At 57.4% G+C, this 17,548-nt stretch carries 16 protein-coding genes and 1 pseudogene; 7 read left to right on the forward strand and 10 right to left on the reverse strand.

Translation table 11 applies throughout. The features are described 5' to 3' along the window. The first annotated feature begins 16 nt into the window (after nucleotides 1-16). A complete protein-coding gene (locus tag ACZ6J2_RS02155) occupies nucleotides 17-1,003 on the forward strand; it encodes an SDR family oxidoreductase (protein ID WP_023311673.1) in 987 nt (328 codons plus the stop codon). On the opposite strand, the gene ACZ6J2_RS02160 is transcribed toward ACZ6J2_RS02155, so the two are convergent. The 8 genes from ACZ6J2_RS02160 to ACZ6J2_RS02195 form a co-directional block, all read right to left on the reverse strand. Next, nucleotides 1,004-2,629, reverse strand: a complete 1,626-nt coding sequence (locus ACZ6J2_RS02160; protein ID WP_471724652.1) for an alpha-amylase family protein — start codon at nucleotides 2,627-2,629, stop codon at nucleotides 1,004-1,006. It abuts the gene before it with no gap. A gap of 8 nt (nucleotides 2,630-2,637) precedes the next feature. Then, on the reverse strand, nucleotides 2,638-3,648 hold the full coding sequence (cydB, locus tag ACZ6J2_RS02165) for a cytochrome d ubiquinol oxidase subunit II (protein WP_471724653.1): 1,011 nt from the start codon (nucleotides 3,646-3,648) through the stop codon (nucleotides 2,638-2,640). Next, nucleotides 3,648-5,051, reverse strand: a complete 1,404-nt coding sequence (locus ACZ6J2_RS02170; protein WP_471724654.1) for a cytochrome ubiquinol oxidase subunit I — start codon at nucleotides 5,049-5,051, stop codon at nucleotides 3,648-3,650. The genes cydB and ACZ6J2_RS02170 overlap by 1 nt, the downstream gene beginning before the upstream one ends. A 68-nt stretch (nucleotides 5,052-5,119) precedes the next feature. Further along, complete coding sequence (locus ACZ6J2_RS02175; RefSeq protein ID WP_008502274.1) at nucleotides 5,120-5,992, reverse strand: manganese catalase family protein; 873 nt, start codon at nucleotides 5,990-5,992, stop codon at nucleotides 5,120-5,122. 15 nt (nucleotides 5,993-6,007) lie between these two features. Further along, nucleotides 6,008-6,514 (reverse strand): ferritin-like domain-containing protein, encoded by a 507-nt coding sequence (locus tag ACZ6J2_RS02180; RefSeq protein ID WP_014831871.1) that lies wholly within the window; start codon nucleotides 6,512-6,514, stop codon nucleotides 6,008-6,010. Nucleotides 6,515-6,539: 25 nt separating this feature from the next. Beyond that, the gene (locus tag ACZ6J2_RS02185) at nucleotides 6,540-6,743 is read right to left on the reverse strand and encodes a hypothetical protein (protein WP_008502273.1); all 204 of its coding nucleotides are present in this window, start codon (nucleotides 6,741-6,743) and stop codon (nucleotides 6,540-6,542) included. A 23-nt stretch (nucleotides 6,744-6,766) separates the two neighbouring features. Next, complete coding sequence (locus ACZ6J2_RS02190; protein WP_008502272.1) at nucleotides 6,767-7,261, reverse strand: YciE/YciF ferroxidase family protein; 495 nt, start codon at nucleotides 7,259-7,261, stop codon at nucleotides 6,767-6,769. A 94-nt stretch (nucleotides 7,262-7,355) separates the two neighbouring features. Next, nucleotides 7,356-7,541, reverse strand: a complete 186-nt coding sequence (locus tag ACZ6J2_RS02195) for a con-10 family general stress protein (RefSeq protein WP_004150795.1) — start codon at nucleotides 7,539-7,541, stop codon at nucleotides 7,356-7,358. Nucleotides 7,542-8,070: 529 nt separating this feature from the next. Between ACZ6J2_RS02195 and hglS the strand changes: the two genes are divergently transcribed. Beyond that, nucleotides 8,071-9,414, forward strand: a complete 1,344-nt coding sequence (gene hglS / locus ACZ6J2_RS02200; protein ID WP_033145503.1) for a 2-oxoadipate dioxygenase/decarboxylase HglS — start codon at nucleotides 8,071-8,073, stop codon at nucleotides 9,412-9,414. A 43-nt stretch (nucleotides 9,415-9,457) separates the two neighbouring features. Next, nucleotides 9,458-10,963, forward strand: coding sequence for a carboxylesterase/lipase family protein (locus tag ACZ6J2_RS02205; protein WP_471724655.1), 1,506 nt, complete (start codon nucleotides 9,458-9,460; stop codon nucleotides 10,961-10,963). Here ACZ6J2_RS02205 and ACZ6J2_RS02210 read toward each other — a convergent pair. Continuing rightward, a complete protein-coding gene (locus ACZ6J2_RS02210; RefSeq protein WP_033145505.1) occupies nucleotides 10,950-11,792 on the reverse strand; it encodes a LysR family transcriptional regulator in 843 nt (280 codons plus the stop codon). The genes ACZ6J2_RS02205 and ACZ6J2_RS02210 overlap by 14 nt on opposite strands. A 115-nt stretch (nucleotides 11,793-11,907) precedes the next feature. On the opposite strand from ACZ6J2_RS02210, the pseudogene ACZ6J2_RS02215 reads away from it, so the two are divergent. From ACZ6J2_RS02215 to rimL, 4 genes and pseudogenes are all read left to right on the forward strand, one after another. Continuing rightward, nucleotides 11,908-13,076, forward strand: a pseudogene (locus ACZ6J2_RS02215) (methionine aminotransferase). Between the two features lie 10 nt (nucleotides 13,077-13,086). Continuing rightward, entirely contained in the window at nucleotides 13,087-13,860 is a 774-nt protein-coding gene (locus ACZ6J2_RS02220) for a transporter substrate-binding domain-containing protein (protein ID WP_025756391.1), read from the forward strand. Between the two features lie 356 nt (nucleotides 13,861-14,216). After that, entirely contained in the window at nucleotides 14,217-15,872 is a 1,656-nt protein-coding gene (locus tag ACZ6J2_RS02225) for a glucan biosynthesis protein (protein WP_471724656.1), read from the forward strand. A 45-nt stretch (nucleotides 15,873-15,917) separates the two neighbouring features. Beyond that, nucleotides 15,918-16,466 carry a 50S ribosomal protein L7/L12-serine acetyltransferase gene (rimL, locus tag ACZ6J2_RS02230; protein ID WP_471724657.1) on the forward strand — a complete coding sequence of 183 codons (549 nt, stop codon included), beginning with the start codon at nucleotides 15,918-15,920 and terminating at the stop codon, nucleotides 16,464-16,466. Here rimL and ydcK read toward each other — a convergent pair. Continuing rightward, nucleotides 16,461-17,441, reverse strand: a complete 981-nt coding sequence (gene ydcK, locus ACZ6J2_RS02235) for a YdcK family protein (RefSeq protein ID WP_471724658.1) — start codon at nucleotides 17,439-17,441, stop codon at nucleotides 16,461-16,463. The genes rimL and ydcK overlap by 6 nt on opposite strands. Nucleotides 17,442-17,548: the final 107 nt, after the last annotated feature.

The raw sequence follows: 17,548 nt of genomic DNA on the forward strand, positions 1-17,548 counted from the left end.
CTCAGGTGGAGGTTCTATGGCTGTCATAGTGATTACTGGCGGGACGGCGGGCGTGGGAAAAGCCACGGCGCTGCACTTTGCAAAGGCGGGTTACGACGTGGGGCTCATCGCCCGCGATGAAGCCAGCCTGCACTCGACCCAGGAGGAGCTACGGCGCTTTGGCGTTAATGCCCACGCCGTGCAGGCGGACGTCGCCGACAGCCAGGCGGTGGTGGATGCCGCTAACGAAATTGAGTATCGCCTCGGCGCGATTGATGTCTGGGTGAACAACGCCATGGGGGCCGTCCTGGCACCGTTTCGTACCCTCACGCCGGACGAGTTTCGGCGCGTGACTGAGGTGACGTACCTCGGCTACGTGAACGGCACTCGCGCCGCGCTCGAGCTAATGGTTCCGCGCGACAGGGGCGTAATAATCCAGGTGGGGTCCGCGCTGGCCTACCGTTCCATTCCGCTGCAGTCAGCCTACTGCGGTGCAAAAGCGGCGATCCGCGGGTTTACCGATGCGGTGCGTACCGAGCTGATGCATGAGAACAGCCGGGTTCAGCTTTCGATGGTCCAGATGCCGGGGCTCAATACCCCGCAGTTCGAATGGGCGAGGAATAAGTTCGCCTGGGCGATGCGCCCGGTGCCGCCGGTCTTTGAGCCTGAGGTGGCCGCCAGCGCCATCTTCAGGGTGGCGCAAAAACCGGTGCGCGAGCTGTGGGTAGGCAGCAGCACCATCCAGTCCATCGTCGGGCAATTTTTCTTCCCCGGTTTTCTTGACCGGCTGATGGTGAAAAAAGCGTGGGAAGGCCAGATGACCGACGATCTCAACGCGCCGGATCGTCGGGACTATCTCGACCAGCCGGTTAACGATCTGCATAAAATCCATGGCCGCTTTACTGACGAGGCGAAAACCCGCGCGCCGTCCGTCACCTCCGGCATGCCGGGTAAGGTGGCGCTGGGCGCCCTCGCGGTGGCGGGAATAGTGCTGACGCGTCTGATAACCCGCCGGAAACCGTAGTCAGCGCAGCGCGCTACGGTGCGTCCAGAACCAGCGATAGCCGTAGCCGCCAAGACTGAGCTGAACGGTTTTGCCGCAAATCAGCGCGTCATCGTAGCGCTTGTCCTCGAGACAGGCGGTCCAGGTGGCGTTGCGGATCCCTTTTGCGGTGAACTGCACCGGCTGGTCACTGAAGTTAACGAAGGTCAGGATGCTGCGCTCGTCGGTCTCGTAATAAAGCCCCAGCACCGCGTCATCATCGATTGTGATAATGCGAAAGGGCGCAACGGCAATTTCGGGGAACTCCGAGCGGGTAGTGGCAATATCGATGATCCGGTGCAGGAGCGAGTTGTGGTGAAGCAGCGAATCGGAGACGTTGACTTTCTGATAGCGGTAAGGGCCATGGTCGATAATCGGCGCGATAAATTTTTCCGGGTCGGCTGCAGAGAAACCGCCTCCTTGCGAACCTGCCCACTGCATCGGCGTGCGGACGGCATAACGCTCCTCCAGATCCAGGTCGTCACCCATGCCTATCTCGTCGCCGTAGCGCATCACCGGGACACCCGGCAGGGAAAACAGCACCGCATGGCAGAACGCCAGCCGCTTCCGATCGCCGTTGAGCATCGGGGCCAGGCGGCGGCGGATCCCGCGCTGATAGACGTTCATCTCCTCATCAGGGGCGAACGTGTCGAGGACAAACTGTTTGTCTTTCTGACTGATGCCTTCCAGATCCAGCTCGTCGTGGTTGCGCAGCCAGTTGGCAAAACAGCAGGAGTCAGGCGGGACGATCATCTTCTTCACCGCATTGCGCAGCGGGCGGGCGCTTTTGCGGGCCAGGCTGACGTAGAAATACTTGTTGAGCCAGAAGTTGAGCACCAGATTCAGGCGGTCGTTATTGCCGAAGTAGTCTTTATAGGCCTCAACGTCTACGTCAACTTCGCCCAGCAGGATCGCGTCCGGATTGCGCTCTTCGATAAGACGCCGCATATGTTCCAGGATCCACAGACCCTTTTTTTCATCACCATTTCCCGCCTGGGTGGTGAGGTGGGACGCGGCATCGAGGCGAAATCCCGACACGCCCAGCTTGAGCCAGAAGAGGATGATGTTTTCAATCTCTTTAAGCACTGCGGGCGAGGTGAGGTTCAGATCCGGCTCGTGGTGATAGAACATATGCCGGTAGTATTGTCCCGCCTCGTCGTCCCAGGTCCAGATGCTCTTTTCCACGCCGGGAAACATGGGGGGCGTATCGTCCTCGTCGTTATCCGACCAGAGGTAGTAATCACGATAGGGTGACGCCGGGTTGCGGCGGGCCTGCTGGAACCAGGGATGCGCGTCCGACGTGTGCTGGATCAGCAGCTCGATAATGACCTGCATGCCCAGCTCGCGGGCCTGTTCGATAAAGGCGATGATATCGGCCAGCTTTCCGAAGCGGGGATCCACCTGGAGGTGGTCGCTGACGTCGTAGCCTTCATCGAGAAAGGGCGTGAGGTAAAACGGGGTGATCCAGATGACCGTCGCCCCCATGCGGCGTATATAGCGCAGCTTGGCCGCGATCCCGGCGATGTCCCCGCAGCCATCGCCGTTCAAATCATAAAATAGCGCGGTATCAATCTGATAAATAATGGCTCGTGTATGCCAGTCCGTCATAGCGTTCCTCAGTGATAGCCTTCAGTATCCGACACTTTGCCCCGGAAGACGTAGTAGCTCCAGGCGGTGTACACCAGGATTACCGGAATAATCAGCAACGTGCCTACCAGCATAAACAGCTGGCTTGCTGGCGGGGCCGCGGCTTCCCACAGGGTGATGCGCGGCGGAATAATGTTCGGCCAGAGGCTGATGCCGAGCCCGCTAAACCCGAGGAAAATAAGCCCAAGCGTCAGCAGGAAGGGGCGGGAGTGGCTGGCCGGGTTGCGGGTGAGGCGCCAGATCAGCACGCTGAAAAGCCCGACCAGCAGCGGAACCGGCAGGAACCAGAAGAAGTTGGGCAGGGTAAACCAGCGGTCGGCCACGTACTGCCAGCCGAGCGGCGTCCAGATGCTCACCACGGCGATGACGACCATCAGCGCCAGCAGCACGTGGCGGGTCAGATCGCGCATGCGGGCCTGCAGCGCGCCTTCACTTTTCATAATGAGCCAGGTGGTGCCCAGCAGCGTGTAGGCCACAACCAGCCCGATACCGCAGAAGAGGTTAAAGGGGGTGAGCCAGTCAAGCGCCGAGCCGACGAAACGCCGCCCCTCAACGTCGAAGCCGTTAATCACGGCGCCCACCACCACGCCCTGGCTGAAGGTGGCGAGCAGAGAGCCGCCGGCAAAGGAGTAGTCCCAGAATTTGCGGTGCGACGGCGTGGCTTTGAAGCGGAACTCAAAGGCGACGCCGCGAAAGATGAGGCCGATCAGCATCGCGGTGAGGGGAATGGTGAGCGCATCAATAATGACCGCATAGGCCAGCGGAAACGCGCCGAACAGGCCCGCGCCGCCGAGCACCAGCCAGGTCTCGTTGCCGTCCCAGACCGGCGCCACGCTGTTGACCATCACATCGCGCTCCTTCGCATCGCCCACGAAGTTAAACAGCAGGCCGATGCCTAAATCAAAGCCATCCATAATGATGTACATCAGCGTGGCAAAGACGATGATGGCAAACCAGATAACTGAGATATCGACGCCCATCAGGTTCTCTCCTGTTCAGGAACAGACTCAGCGGCAGACAGCGGACGGGCGGGTGTGCCCGAGGTGTTTGACGTCAGCGTATCGACAGGCTGCGGTCCTTTTTTAATCAGCCGGATGAGGTAAACATAGCCCACCCCAAACACCGACGAGTAAACGACGAAGAACGCCAGCAGGCTGATGCTCATCTGCAGGGTGCTGTGCAGCGATACCGCGTCGATGGTGCGCAGATAGCCGTAGACCACCCACGGCTGGCGGCCCACCTCTGTGGTCACCCAGCCGGCGAGCAGCGCCAGCAGCCCGGCAGGCCCCATGCAGAGGGCAAACCAGTGGAACGGGCGAGAGTGGAAAAGTCGATGACGATAGCGCAGCCAGACGCTAATCAGCCCGAGGGTAATCATCAGCAGCCCCATCCCGACCATGACGCGGAACGACCAGAAGACGATGGTCGAATTAGGGCGATCTTCTTTCGGAAAATCCTTGAGCGCCGGGACCTGCTTATCCAGACTGTGGGTCAGGATAAGGCTGCCAAGCGCGGGGATCTCCAGACCGTATTTGGTGCGCTCCTCCTCCATATCCGGCAGGCCAAACAGCAGAAGTGGGGTGGCCTCGCCCGGCGGATTTTCCCAGTGTCCCTCAATGGCGGCAATTTTGGCCGGCTGATGCTCAAGCGTGTTCAGGCCGTGCATATCGCCTACGACCGCCTGGATGGGGGCGACCAGCAGCGCCATCCACATCGCCATGGAAAACATGGTGCGGACGGCGGGGGTATCGTTACCGCGCAGCAGGTGCCATGCGCCCGACGCGCCAACAAACAGCGCGCTGCTCAGAAACGCGGCGATAGCCATATGAATCAGGCGGTAAGGGAAAGAGGGATTAAAGACGATCGCCAGCCAGTCCTGCGGGATAACCTGTCCGTTCTCGATAGTGAAGCCCTGCGGCGTATGCATCCAGCTGTTGGACGCGAGGATCCAGAAGGTCGACATCAGCGTGCCGAGCGCCACCATGCAGGTCGAAAAGAAATGCAGGCCCGGGCCGACCTTATTCCAGCCGAACATCATGACGCCAAGGAAACCGGCTTCAAGGAAGAAGGCGGTTAACACTTCATAGGTCAGAAGAGGGCCGGTAATACTGCCCGCGAACTGTGAGAACCCGCTCCAGTTGGTGCCAAACTGGTACGCCATGACCAGGCCGGAAACGACACCCATCCCGAAGTTAACGGCAAATATCTTGAGCCAGAAATGGTACAACGATCGCCAGACGTCGTTTTTGGTGCGCAGCCACATGCCCTCCAGCACCACCAGATAGCTGGCGAGGCCGATGGTGATCGCAGGAAAAAGGATATGAAACGAGACGGTAAAAGCGAACTGAATTCTGGCCAGATGGAACGCGTCGAGTTCGAACATGGTCCGTACCTCTGAAACGATGGGGCACGAGAATTGCCGGGCAGTTTATGGCTGCCCGGCAAAACCGATTACGGTTTAGTCTTACCGGCACCCAGCTCGGCACCGGTCAGCGGGTCAGAATGTGGATCGGACTTCGTGCGGGCAGACATCGCCTTGACCAGGGTTGCCTGTTCGGTCGTGAGCGTGACGCTTGCGCTGCCATCGCCGCCGTCAACCGCAGGCTGGGGGGACTCAACGTAATCGAAATGTTTATCGCTGTTCCAGCTTCCGCGAACCTCTCCACCTTCAGACATATTGTAGTACTTGTTAGTGAATTCCTCGATTGGCGGCAATTTTCCCGGTGGGAAATTATTACGGATGGACTGCAGCGCCTTCTCAAAGGAGAGCTGGTGCGCCGCCTCGCGCGTCATCAGAAAAGCCAGGGCATCCTTTACGCCGGGATCGTCGGTCACGTTGATCAGCCGTTCATAGATGATTTTCGCTCTGGCCTCGGCTGCCACGTTTGAGCGCAGGTCGGCCGTTGGCTCGCCGATGGTATCGACATAGGCCGCCGTCCAGGGCACGCCCGCCGAGTTAGTGAGCGGGGTGCCGCCACCGTAGAGCAGGGAGGTGATGTGGCTGTCATTGCCGTTTTCGGTCATGGACCGATACAGCTCGGCCTCGTTTTCCACCCCTTCCGCCAGCGCGCCTTTGGCACCTTTATTCAGCATGCCGACCAGGGTACCGATGATTTCGAGGTGGCTTAGCTCCTCGGTCGCGATATCCATCAGCATATCTTTACGGCCCGGATCGTCATCGCTCAATCCTTGCGTAAAGTACCGGCAGGCGGCAGCCAGTTCGCCCTGAGGCCCACCGAACTGTTCCAGTAAAAGGTTGGCGAGGCCAGGGTTCGGTTCGGCAACGCGAACCGTGTATTGCAGCTGTTTGACGTGTCGGAACATGGCGATTCTCCCGGATTATTTTTTTGCTTCGACGCCCGATGCGTCTGAACGCAGCAGGAACTGTTCCGTGGTCTGCGGAATATGGCGAATTAGCCAGTCGGCCATTTCGCGTTCTTCCGCCAGAATCGTCTCGATGGCAGGCACCGAGGCCGTGTCGCCTGCTTTCTTAGCCGCCGCGAGCAGGGAGGTATAACAGGCTATTTCAAACTGTTCGAAAACATAGCCGCTAATCGAACCCTTCACGATCTCATCCGACGGGAACATGCCGCCGATGGACTGGCCGAGCGCCGCCATTTTGCTCATCGAATCTTTTAAAACCGAACGAGAAATATCATTACGGTCGAGGATTTCTTCCAGCAATGTAATTTGCCGTTTTGTCTCATTAATATGCTGCTCAATTCTGGCGCGAACATCAGGATAATTATCGATACGGCTGGCCATGGATTCCAGCATAGATTCGGCTTGCTTTTCCATCGCATGGGCATCGCGTAGCCAGTCATGGTAGTGTTCTACGTGATTCATCATTGTATCCTCATTAGGGGTTCGCTTATTTGGTCTCACTTTCAGCAGCCTGATCGGCACGCGCGGCACTGTAGCCAGATAAATGGCCGACAATATTGGCGTAAATGCTGATGATAATGACCCATAGCACGCTGTTCTTCCACCAAATCACGGAAGGAATGGCGAGAATGAACCATATTATGGCTGCCGCTAAATGGCACCGTTTAATTGTCCTGGGACTGATGCTCATTTTATTTAACCTGTATTATTGCGTCATTTCTGCGCTTTTTGGTTAATATTTCCTACGGCCAGGTCGGTGAGTTTAAGGTCAGTCTCTTTTTCTTCTTCCAGCGTTTCGGCAAGAAGCTTAACGGCTTTTTTATAGCCCAGTTGTTCAGCTAGTGTTGCAAGGGTACCGTAGCTGGCAATTTCGTAATGCTCGACTTTTTGCGCGGCGGCAATAAGTGCGGCATCACGTACTTCATTTTTTTCCGTGCTTTCGATGACTTCGTTGGCTTCTTCAATTAAGCCTTCCATCGCCACGCACTTCATGCGCTTAAGCTTGATACCGTCTTCCTGCTCGACGATCTGGTCGATACGTTCGATCTGACCCTGCGTCTCCTCAAGGTGTGCGGTAAAAGCGGCGCTCAGCTTCTCGCTGGAGGCGGCGCGGGCAAGTTTGCTTAACGCACGGGTAAGCTGCTTTTCTGCGCTGTAGGTATCCGAGAGAAGATGAATAAAGACATCCTCGACGCTTTTCATATTCATAATAATTACGCTCCGGTAAAATAAAGAAAGGGTACTGCGAGCTTTTCAGCCCGCAGCATGCTCTCTGGTTTTATTAAAAGAGTATTAAATAAGATCAGGAGTTATCAGATTTACGGCCTCCGCCGTGACTGTTCTGTCCTCCTTTCTTACCCGCTTCAGATGCGCGTTGCGGATCGTTTTTAAAGTTCCCACCGCTATGCTGGCCACCTTTACGTCCAGCTTCTGATGCTTTTTCACGGTCTTCAGCGAAATTACCGGAACCACCACGATGCTCTGCCATATTAAACCTCATATTCATATATTGGTTATGTCAGTACGATACGAAAATATTCCGTATCACTCGTCGTTCGAGTAATAACTCTAGTCGCTGTGCGTCATCCGTCAAATGCGTTTTTCTATTTGCGGTTGCGTTATTTTTAAATATTTGTAAATTTGCGCTTCGCTTAAAAAGGAAATATGGATAGACAGGAAGGACTTGTAAACAACCATTCAGATTAATCCTAACTTCGAGCTAAAAATTTGAAAGAAGAGGATAAAAATAATGGCGTACTCGAATTGGTTAATTTGCACTCAGAAGAGAGCCAAAAAATACTCCTTTATAGATAGAAAGCGGAACCCTAAATAATTATAAGGAAAATCCTGGATAAAAGCGTTCAGGCTGAAAGGGCGGTTCCGTTCGGCGCTGTTCAGGGGCCTGATAGCACACGGTTTGACCACTGTCGTCTTAAGATCACAATTCAGAAATTCTTCCCCCCGGAAGGAACGGGTTTCTCTACACTCCAGGTAATATTCACTGGAGGCATGACATCATGGCGAACACCATCACGGCTGATGACATTCGGGAACACTTTTCGCAGGCTATGTCGGCGATGTACCAGCAGGAAGTTCCGCAGTACGGCACCTTGCTTGAACTGGTTGCGGACGTAAACCTGGCGGTTCTGGAAAATAATCCACTATTACATGAACAACTGGCTAACGCCGATGAGCTTGCGCGCCTGAACGTGGAGCGTCACGGGGCGATCCGCGTCGGCACGGCACAGGAACTTTCAACCCTGCGCCGTATGTTTGCCATTATGGGCATGTACCCGGTCAGCTATTACGATCTCTCTCAGGCGGGGGTGCCCGTCCACTCAACGGCGTTTCGTCCGATAGAGGATGCGGCGCTGTGCCGTAATCCGTTTCGTATCTTTACCTCGCTGTTGCGTCTTGAGCTGATTGAAAACGTCGCGCTGCGCGAGCGGGCCGCGGAGATCCTGTCTCACCGCAACATCTTCACCCCGCGCTGCCTGGAACTGATCGACCTCCACGAGTCGGAAGGGCAGTTTACTGACGCACAGGCCCATGAGTTTGTGCAGGAAGCGTTAGAAACCTTCCGCTGGCACCGCCATGCGACGGTCGATCAGGAAACCTATCTGGCGCTGCACAACGAGCACCGTCTGATTGCCGACGTGGTCTGCTTCCCGGGCTGCCATATTAACCACCTCACGCCGCGCACGCTGGACATTGACCGGGTGCAGGAGCTGATGCCGAAGTACGGTATCGAGCCAAAAATTCTGATCGAAGGTCCGCCGCGTCGCGAGGTGCCCGTCTTATTGCGTCAAACCAGCTTCAAGGCGCTGGAAGAGCCGGTCCTGTTTGCCGGTGAACATAAAGGCACCCACACCGCGCGCTTCGGTGAGATTGAACAGCGCGGCGTGGCGCTGACCCCGAAAGGCCGTGAACTGTACGATAGCCTCCTCGCTCAGGCCGGTACCGGAAAAGATAACCTGACCCATCAGCTGCATCTGCGGGAGATCTTTAGCGCCTTCCCGGACAGCGAAATGCTCATGCGCCGTCAGGAGCTGGCTTATTTCCGCTACCGCCTGACGCCAGCCGGGGAAGCGCATCGGCATGCGTTTCGTCCGGGAGACGATCCGCAGCCGCTGATCGAGCGCGGATGGGTGGTTGCCCAGCCGATCACCTACGAAGATTTCCTCCCGGTCAGCGCCGCGGGGATTTTCCAGTCCAACCTCGGGAACGAAACCCAGGCCCGCAGCCACGGTAACGCCAGCCGCGATGCGTTTGAAGACGCGCTGGGATGCCCGGTGTATGACGAGTTTACGCTCTACCAGGAGGCTGAAACGCGCAGCAAACAGCGTTGCGGTTTGCTCTGAAATCGTTACTCTGCTGGGGTGTGATGGAAAAATAAAGGTCGTTATGCAAAATCCTTCCGCCCCTGTGGTTGAAACGCGCCAGGGCGCACTGTCTGGTTTAACCGACGAAAACGTCCACGTCTGGTGCGGTATTCCCTACGCCGCGCCGCCCGTGGGGGAGTGGCGCTGGCGCTCGCCCCGGCCGCCTGAACGCTGGGATGGGCTGCGCGAGGCCACGGCATTCTCGCCCTCAAGCTGGCAAAGCAGCGAGTATTGTCACGAGCTCGGCGGCGGCGATCCGGGCCAGTTTTCCGAAGATTGCCTCTACCTTAACGTCTGGTCTCCCGCAGAGCGGGCCGGGCCGCTTCCGGTTATGGTCTGGCTGCACGGAGGCGGGTTTACGATTGGTGCTGGTGGCTTACCGCCGTATAACGGCAAAGGGCTGGCCACGCGCGGCGTGGTTGTGGTCACGATTAACTACCGTCTCGGCCATCTCGGCTTTTTCGCCCATCCCGCGCTGGAAGGCGAGGAAGGGCGCGCGGTGCATAATTTTGCCCTGCTGGATCAGATCGCCGCGCTCGAATGGGTGCGGGAGAACATCGCCGGGTTTGGCGGCGATCCCGCCAATGTGACCCTGTTTGGCGAATCCGCTGGCGCGCGCAGCGTGCTCTCGCTGCTGGCCTCTCCGCTGGCAGCAGGATTATTCCACAAGGCGATTGTGCAAAGCGGATACACCTTGCCGGACACGCCGCGCGAGCAGGCGCTGCAAAAAGGGGAAGCGCTGGCCGCCCATTTCGGGCTGGAAAATGCGACCGCCGGGCAGCTGCGCGCCATTCCGCCCGAGGCGTTCTGGCCGCTCACCGCGCCGCTGAACGTCGCCCCGGCGCCTATCGCTGGAGATTGTGTTCTGCCGGAAGCCATGCTGGACGTCTTTTTCGCTGCCCGTCAGCATCCGGTGCCGGTAATGATTGGCTCCAACAGCGATGAAGCCAGCGTGATGGCGGTGTTTGGCATCGATCTCGCCGGACAAATTCAGAAGCTTCGCCGGGAGCGCCGCTTCGGACTGGGGCTGATTAAGCTGCTCTATCCTGGCGTCAAAGGCGATGAAGAGCTGGGCAGGCAGGTGTGTCGCGACATGGCGTTTACCACGATGGGCTACGTGGTGATGCAGGCCCAGCAGCGCGTCGGTGGGTTGTGCTGGCGTTACTGGTTTGACTATGTCGCAGAGGCGGAACATGGCACGTACATCAACGGCGCCTGGCACGGCAACGAAGTTCCCTACGTCTTCGATACGCTCGGTCAGGTGGAGCCTTCACGACAGTACGTCAATGAGCGAGATCTGCAGTTTGCTGCCCAGGTGGCGGATTACTGGGTGAGCTTTGCGCGTGACGCGGGTCGTCGCGACATCCTGCCCGGGCCGACGCACTGGCCCGCGTGCCGTAAAGGGCGGGACGTTCTGTTACGCATTGGCGTGAATAAACATGCAGCTTTCAGGCTTGAAAACCGCTTTATGCGCGCCCGCATGAGCCTCTTCAAGCGGGTGATGAAGCACCACGTCAGCCTCGATTAAGCAAACAGGCGCGAAACGCCGCCAGTCCATTTTCCTCGCCTGGCGTTTCGCGCAGCACCAGCCGGTAGCTTGCGCCGGTTTTTATGCTTGTCTCATAGGGCCGTACCAGCCTTCCAGCGTGAATATCTTCTGCCACCAGCGTTTCGTCGGCGATGGCGACGCCGAGCCCCTGAATGGCGGCCGTAATGGCGAGATCCATCGTATCGAAGTGTTGATTTTTGTGCATGGCAAAGCCCGGACCTTCCTGTTTCGTCAGCCACAGCGACCAGTCCGTCTTATCCCTTGTCGGGTGCAGAAACGTCAGCGAACCCAGCGCAGCACCCGCCCGCACCGGGCTGAACACCGGGGTGAGCGCCTCTTCGAACAGCAGATCGCCTGCGCTCATGTGCGTGCCGAACACAATGGCCGCGTCGTAAGATTCAGTTTTGAAATTGACGTTGTGATCGGTGGTGGTGGTCAGCGCGATCTGCAGATCCGGATGCTCGCGCTCCACCTCCAGCAGGCGCGGCACCAGCCAGCGCATGGCGCAGGTGGGGGCCTTCAGACGGATCACCGTGTGCTGGCTGCGGGCCTGGTCGGCCACGGACAGCAGCTGCTCGAAAGCGGACTGCAGCTCCGGAAGCAGGGCGCTGCCCTGCGGTGAGAGGCGCAGCCCGCGCGCGTGGCGCTCAAATAGCGGAAAGCCAAACCACGCCTCAAGGGAGGCAATCTTACGGCTCACGGCCCCCTGCGTCAGACACAGTTCCGCCGCGGCATGGGTAAGATTGAGGTGACGCGCGGTGACTAAAAATGCGTCGATGGCATTAAGGGGGAGCGAACGGCGTGACATAGAGAACACCTCAGCTATGCATTTTTCTCATGGCTATTATGACAACAATTCGATTGTCCCGACAGCACAGATGTTGTTTGAATAGTTATGCAATGTCCATGAGAAGGGAAAGAGGATGACTTTACAAACGCCTGTGCAAACGCGCTCCAAACTGCCGGATGTGGGAACCACCATTTTTACCGTTATCGGCCAGCTCTCGGCGCAGCATAACGCGATTAACCTTTCTCAGGGCGCACCGAATTTTTCCTGCGACCCGAAGCTGATTGCGGGCGTCACCCGCGCAATGGAGGCGGGGCATAACCAGTATGCGTCAATGACCGGTCTGCAGCCGCTCAAGGAACGTATTGCCGATAAAATTGCCACGCTCTACGGCACGCAGTACGACCCTGCCAGCGAGGTGCTGGTGACCGCCAGCGCCAGCGAAGGGCTCTATTCGGCAATAAGCGGGCTGGTGCATCCGGGCGATGAGGTGATCTACTTTGAGCCGTCCTTTGACAGCTACGCGCCGATTGTCCGTCTGCAGGGGGCAACCCCGATTGCCATCAAGCTCACCGTGCCGGATTTTGCCGTCAACTGGGATGAGGTTCGCGCTGCGATCACCCCGCGCACGCGCATGATCATCATCAACACGCCGCACAACCCGAGCGGTCAGGTCTTCTCCGCCAGTGACCTGCAGCAGCTGGCGCGCTTACGCGCAATACCGACATCATTATTTTGTCTGACGAAGTGTACGAACACGTCGTTTTTGACGGCGAGCCGCACCACGGGATGGCCACGCACCCGCAGCTGGCGGAGCGCAGCGTAATTATTTCCTCTTTCGGAAAAACCTATCACGTCACCGGGTGGCGCGTGGGTTACTGTGTTGCACCGGCGGTACTGATGGACGAGATTTGTAAAGTGCATCAATTTTTAATGTTTTCTGCCGATACGCCAATGCAGCACGCGTTTGCTGAGCATATGGTCGACCCGCAAACCTGGCTGTCGCTGTCGGCGTTTTACCAGCGCAAGCGCGATCTGCTGCACAGCCTGCTGGCCGATTCGCCGTTTACCCTGCTGCCGAGCGCCGGATCGTTCTTTATGCTGGCGGACTACAGCCGGTTCAGCGACGAGCGGGACAGCGAGCTGGTGAAACGGCTGATCGTTGAGTACGGTGTTGCCACCATTCCGCTGTCGGCGTTTTATGCGGACGGTACGGATAATAAATTGATTCGTCTCTCTTTTGCGAAAGATGAGGCGACGTTACGGGCAGGTGCCCAGGCCCTGTGTCGGGTTAAACCACGCTGAGGAGTATGAGATGAAATTACGCGCGTTAGTTGTCGGCATGGGATTGCTATGTACTTTTTCTTCATTCGCGGCCACCGAGCTGCGTTACGGTCTGGAAGCGGAATATCCGCCGTTTGAGAGCCGCAATGCGGCGGGCGAACTGGAAGGGTTTGACGTTGAGCTGGGGAATGCCATCTGCAAAGCGGCAGCGCTGAAGTGCAGCTGGGTTGAAACCTCCTTTGATGCGCTGATCCCAGGCCTGGTGGCGAAGAAATTTGACGCCATCAACTCGGCGATGAACATCACCGAGCAGCGCCGCAAGAGCATTGATTTTACCCAGCCGATCTACCGTATTCCGTCGCAGCTGGTCGGCAAGGCCGGCACGGCGGTTGAGGCAACTCCAGAAGGGCTGAAGGGCAAAACCATCGGCGTGCTGCAGGGATCCATCCAGGAAACCTATGCCAAAGAGCACTGGGAAAAGCAGGGTGTCACCGTGGTGTCTTATAAAGATCAGAATATGGCATGGGGCGATCTGCTGAATGGCCGTATCGACGCCTCGCTGGTCATGTCCGCGGCCGGGCAGGCAGGTTTCCTCAGCAAGCCGCAGGGGAAAGGGTTTGGCTTCATCGGCAAACCGGTGTCTGACGACACTATCCTCGGCAGTGGGATCGGTTTTGGGTTGCGTAAGGGCGACGAGGCCACCAAAAAGCAGCTTGATGCCGCGATCGATAAAGTACGTGCCGACGGCACGATCGCTAAACTCGCTGATAAGTACTTCCCGGGTATCGATGTCAGCGTAAAATAACCGCCTCATTAGCCCCGGCGAACGATGTCGCGCCGGGGCATTTTTAATACACTTCATCCTTCAAGCTGCCTCTGCGTTGGCTACGTCTGTTCACCCCAGTCACTTACTTAAGTAAGCTCCTGGGGATTCTCAGACTTGCCGCCTTGATCCAGCATGAATGATTTTGTGTATTTACTGTTTTTTACACCACTTTCGGGCCGTTCTGGTCGACAGAAAATATTTCTCACTTTGTTCATATAATCACCGGCCAACAATTGGATTCTTAACCATTTTTGTTTAGGCTGTGCGTTCTTTCTTGCCGTCATTTCGCCGAGCGCGAAACACATTCACACGACCATAAGGACGTTTTTCCAGGCATGAATCGCAGACGTTTTCTAAAAGGCTCGCTGGCAGTGGCAGCCCTGAGCGGCACATCTGGCCTTGCTTCCCTGTTTTCCAAAGCGGCATACGCTGCCGACTCTGACATTGCTGACGGACAGAGCCGTCGTTTCGACTTCTCCGTACTGCAATCCATGGCGCATGACCTGGCGAAAACCCCGTGGGGTGGCGCGCCGCGTCCGCTGCCGGACACGCTGGCAACCATGACGCCGCAGGCGTACAACGCCATCCGCTACGATGAAAAGCAGTCACTGTGGAACAACATTGAAGGGCGTCAGCTGGACGTGCAGTTCTTCCACATGGGGATGGGGTTCCGCCGCCGCGTGCGGATGTTCTCGCTGGACCAGTCGACCTCTATGGCGCGCGAGATCCACTTCCGTCCGGAGCTGTTCAGCTACGGTGAAACGGGCGTGGATACCAAACAGCTCGAAGGGCAAAGCGATCTCGGCTTTGCGGGCTTCCGCGCCTTTAAGGCCCCTGAACTGGCGCGTCGCGATATCGTCTCCTTCCTGGGTGCGAGCTACTTCCGCGCGGTAGATGACACCTACCAGTACGGCCTTTCCGCGCGCGGTCTGGCGGTCGATACCTTTACCGACACGCCGGAAGAGTTCCCGGACTTTACCGCCTTCTGGTTTGAAACCGTCAAGCCCGGCGACACGACCTTTACCGTCTATACGCTGCTGGACAGCCCGAGCATCACCGGCGCCTATAAATTCGTTATCCACTGCGAGAAGAGCCAGGTGATTATGGAGGTGGAAAACCATCTCTACGCGCGGAAGGACATCAAGCAGCTCGGAATCGCGCCGATGACCAGCATGTTCAGCTGCGGCAATAACGAACGCCGCATGTGTGACACTATTCACCCGCAAATTCATGACTCCGACCGCCTGGCAATGTGGCGCGGCAACGGGGAGTGGATCTGCCGTCCGCTGAACAACCCGCAGAAGCTGCAGTTTAACGCCTATATGGACAAAAACCCGAAGGGGTTCGGCCTGCTGCAGCTCGATCGCGATTTCTCGCACTATCAGGACGTGATGGGCTGGTATAACAAACGCCCGAGCCTGTGGGTTGAACCGCGTAACGACTGGGGTAAAGGCGCGGTTGGCCTGATGGAGATCCCGACCACCGGCGAAACGCTGGATAACGTGGTCTGCTTCTGGCAGCCGGAAAAAGCGGTGAAAGCGGGCGACGAGCTGGACTTTAAATATCGTCTGTACTGGAGCACAATGCCGCCAGTGCGTTCTCCGCTGGCCAACGTCTTCGCCACCCGTACCGGCATGGGCGGCTTCCCGGAAGGCTGGGCACCGGGCGAAAATTACCCGAAAGTGTGGGCCCGTCGCTTTGCTATCGACTTCGTCGGTGGCGACCTGAAGGCCGCTGCGCCAAAAGGCATCGAGCCGGTGATTACGCTCTCCAGCGGTGAAGCGAAGCAGGTTGAGATCCTCTACGTTGAGCCGTTTGACGGCTATCGCATCCTGTTTGACTGGTACCCAACCTCGGATTCGACGGAGCCGGTGGATATGCGCCTGTTCCTGCGCTGCCAGGGCGATGCCATCAGCGAAACCTGGCTGTACCAGTATTTCCCACCGGCGCCGGATAAACGTAATTACGTTGACGACCGGATAATGCGTTAACGATCGATTCCCTCTCCCTCCGGGAGAGGGTTAGGGTGAGGGGCAATGACCGCAGCAAAATCCGAAATTATCCCGGTATCTGACGCTCTCGAGCTTCGCGCCGTCGAAGAGCGCTACACCGCCGATCTGCATAATCTCGTCGTCAAAAACAAAGCCTTTTTGCAAACCGCCTTTGACTGGGCGCAGCACGTGGGCAGCGAGGACGATACCCGCCGCAACGTGCAAAGTAACCAGATGCTGCACCAGCGCGGCTACGCAAAAATGTTTTTGATATTCAAGAGTGATGAACTGGTCGGCGTGCTGTCGTTCAATACGATTGAGCCTGCCAACAAAGCCGGGTACATCGGCTACTGGCTGGATGAAGGCCATCAGGGGCAGGGCATTCTTTCCCGGTCACTGCAGGCGTTTATGCGCTACTACGTCGAACGCGGGGAGATCCGCCGTTTTGTGATTAAGTGTCGGGTGGCGAATCAGCACAGCAACAGCGTTGCCGTGCGCAACGGTTTTACGCTGGAAGGGTGCCTGCGGGAAGCGGAATACCTGAATGGCCGCTTTGACGATGTGAATATCTACGGGAAGACCGCTACCCTATAGCGCCCCCAGCAGCGGGGTGCGGGTGATGCGCTGGTTGCCGTTAATCACTTTTTCGCCTCGCAGGTGAATGCTCTCCCCGTTAAACGCTTCGATGACCGCATCATCGGTGATTTCAACTCGGTGCTCGATGAGCACATCTCCGCTTATCCGCGCGCGTCCCTGAATCACCACCTTATCATCCAGCATGATCGGCCCGCCGCGCAGCCAGGCCTGACCGCCAATCAGAACGTGGTGCTTGATGACGCAGTTTCCTTCCACCACGGCATTCTCCGCAATCTGAGAGCTGTAGCGCACCGTCGGAATGGCATCCTCGTCAAAACCGGCAATCACGCGGGCGTTACCATAGACCTTTGCGCAGTCGCAGACCCAGACGTTATTTAAGTCGTTACCTTCGAGGATGGCGCTATCGAATATTTCGGCGCGGTGCTCAACAAAGGCAAAATTCACCATCGCTTCGCCGTAGATTTGCGCCTGGTGCACAATGCGCGACTGGCTGACGGTCGCCTTATCGTAGATTTGCAGGATCTGGTCATGGTCCGGCGTTAGCCCTTTGGCGGCAATAATAACGCTATTGTGCAGGATGCGGGCGTCGCCGTAGAGATGGCACTCGCCCCTTACGCAGGAGTGCTGAATAGTGACGTTGTCACTTATACGCGCGCCGTGGCTGACTTCTGCCGCGTCCAGCCAGCAGCTGCCGCTGATATGCGCATCGTGACTAACGATGCACGGCAGGGTAAGACGCGCGTTGCCGGACACGGTTGCACCGGCGAACACCACGCTGTTTTCGTCGTAGATCCAACAGTCGCCGTCCTGCGCGAGGGCGCGCTCATCGTCAATCCAGCCGCCTCTCGTGCCGACTGTCACGTCGTTAAAGTCCGCCGTGGCGATAATCTGCCGCAGCGTGGTGGCGTGGGTGGTTTCGCCATTTTTCCATTGCCAGAGTCGGGTCTCGTCGCTGAGGCGATATTTGTTCATCTTTATTTCTCTGATAAGCGTCTTAACTAAACGTAGCAAATTTTTCGATTTTCGAGCGGCTGGCAACCAGACGGTAAACGCCTTAAAATAGCATCCAGGATGCACTT

The sequence above is a fragment of the Enterobacter sp. E14S genome (genome assembly GCF_055666685.1).

Excerpts from the sequence above, each read along its gene's own strand:
- ACZ6J2_RS02155 (WP_023311673.1), top strand. The coding sequence starts at position 17 with ATGGCTGTCATAGTGATTACTGGCGGGACGGCGGGCGTGGGAAAAGCC.
- ACZ6J2_RS02160 (WP_471724652.1), bottom strand. The coding sequence starts at position 2,629 with ATGACGGACTGGCATACACGAGCCATTATTTATCAGATTGATACCGCG.
- cydB (WP_471724653.1), bottom strand. The coding sequence starts at position 3,648 with ATGGGCGTCGATATCTCAGTTATCTGGTTTGCCATCATCGTCTTTGCC.
- ACZ6J2_RS02170 (WP_471724654.1), bottom strand. The coding sequence starts at position 5,051 with ATGTTCGAACTCGACGCGTTCCATCTGGCCAGAATTCAGTTCGCTTTT.
- ACZ6J2_RS02175 (WP_008502274.1), bottom strand. The coding sequence starts at position 5,992 with ATGTTCCGACACGTCAAACAGCTGCAATACACGGTTCGCGTTGCCGAA.
- ACZ6J2_RS02180 (WP_014831871.1), bottom strand. The coding sequence starts at position 6,514 with ATGAATCACGTAGAACACTACCATGACTGGCTACGCGATGCCCATGCG.
- ACZ6J2_RS02185 (WP_008502273.1), bottom strand. The coding sequence starts at position 6,743 with ATGAGCATCAGTCCCAGGACAATTAAACGGTGCCATTTAGCGGCAGCC.
- ACZ6J2_RS02190 (WP_008502272.1), bottom strand. The coding sequence starts at position 7,261 with ATGAATATGAAAAGCGTCGAGGATGTCTTTATTCATCTTCTCTCGGAT.
- ACZ6J2_RS02195 (WP_004150795.1), bottom strand. The coding sequence starts at position 7,541 with ATGGCAGAGCATCGTGGTGGTTCCGGTAATTTCGCTGAAGACCGTGAA.
- hglS (WP_033145503.1), top strand. The coding sequence starts at position 8,071 with ATGGCGAACACCATCACGGCTGATGACATTCGGGAACACTTTTCGCAG.
- ACZ6J2_RS02205 (WP_471724655.1), top strand. The coding sequence starts at position 9,458 with ATGCAAAATCCTTCCGCCCCTGTGGTTGAAACGCGCCAGGGCGCACTG.
- ACZ6J2_RS02210 (WP_033145505.1), bottom strand. The coding sequence starts at position 11,792 with ATGTCACGCCGTTCGCTCCCCCTTAATGCCATCGACGCATTTTTAGTC.
- ACZ6J2_RS02220 (WP_025756391.1), top strand. The coding sequence starts at position 13,087 with ATGAAATTACGCGCGTTAGTTGTCGGCATGGGATTGCTATGTACTTTT.
- ACZ6J2_RS02225 (WP_471724656.1), top strand. The coding sequence starts at position 14,217 with ATGAATCGCAGACGTTTTCTAAAAGGCTCGCTGGCAGTGGCAGCCCTG.
- rimL (WP_471724657.1), top strand. The coding sequence starts at position 15,918 with ATGACCGCAGCAAAATCCGAAATTATCCCGGTATCTGACGCTCTCGAG.
- ydcK (WP_471724658.1), bottom strand. The coding sequence starts at position 17,441 with ATGAACAAATATCGCCTCAGCGACGAGACCCGACTCTGGCAATGGAAA.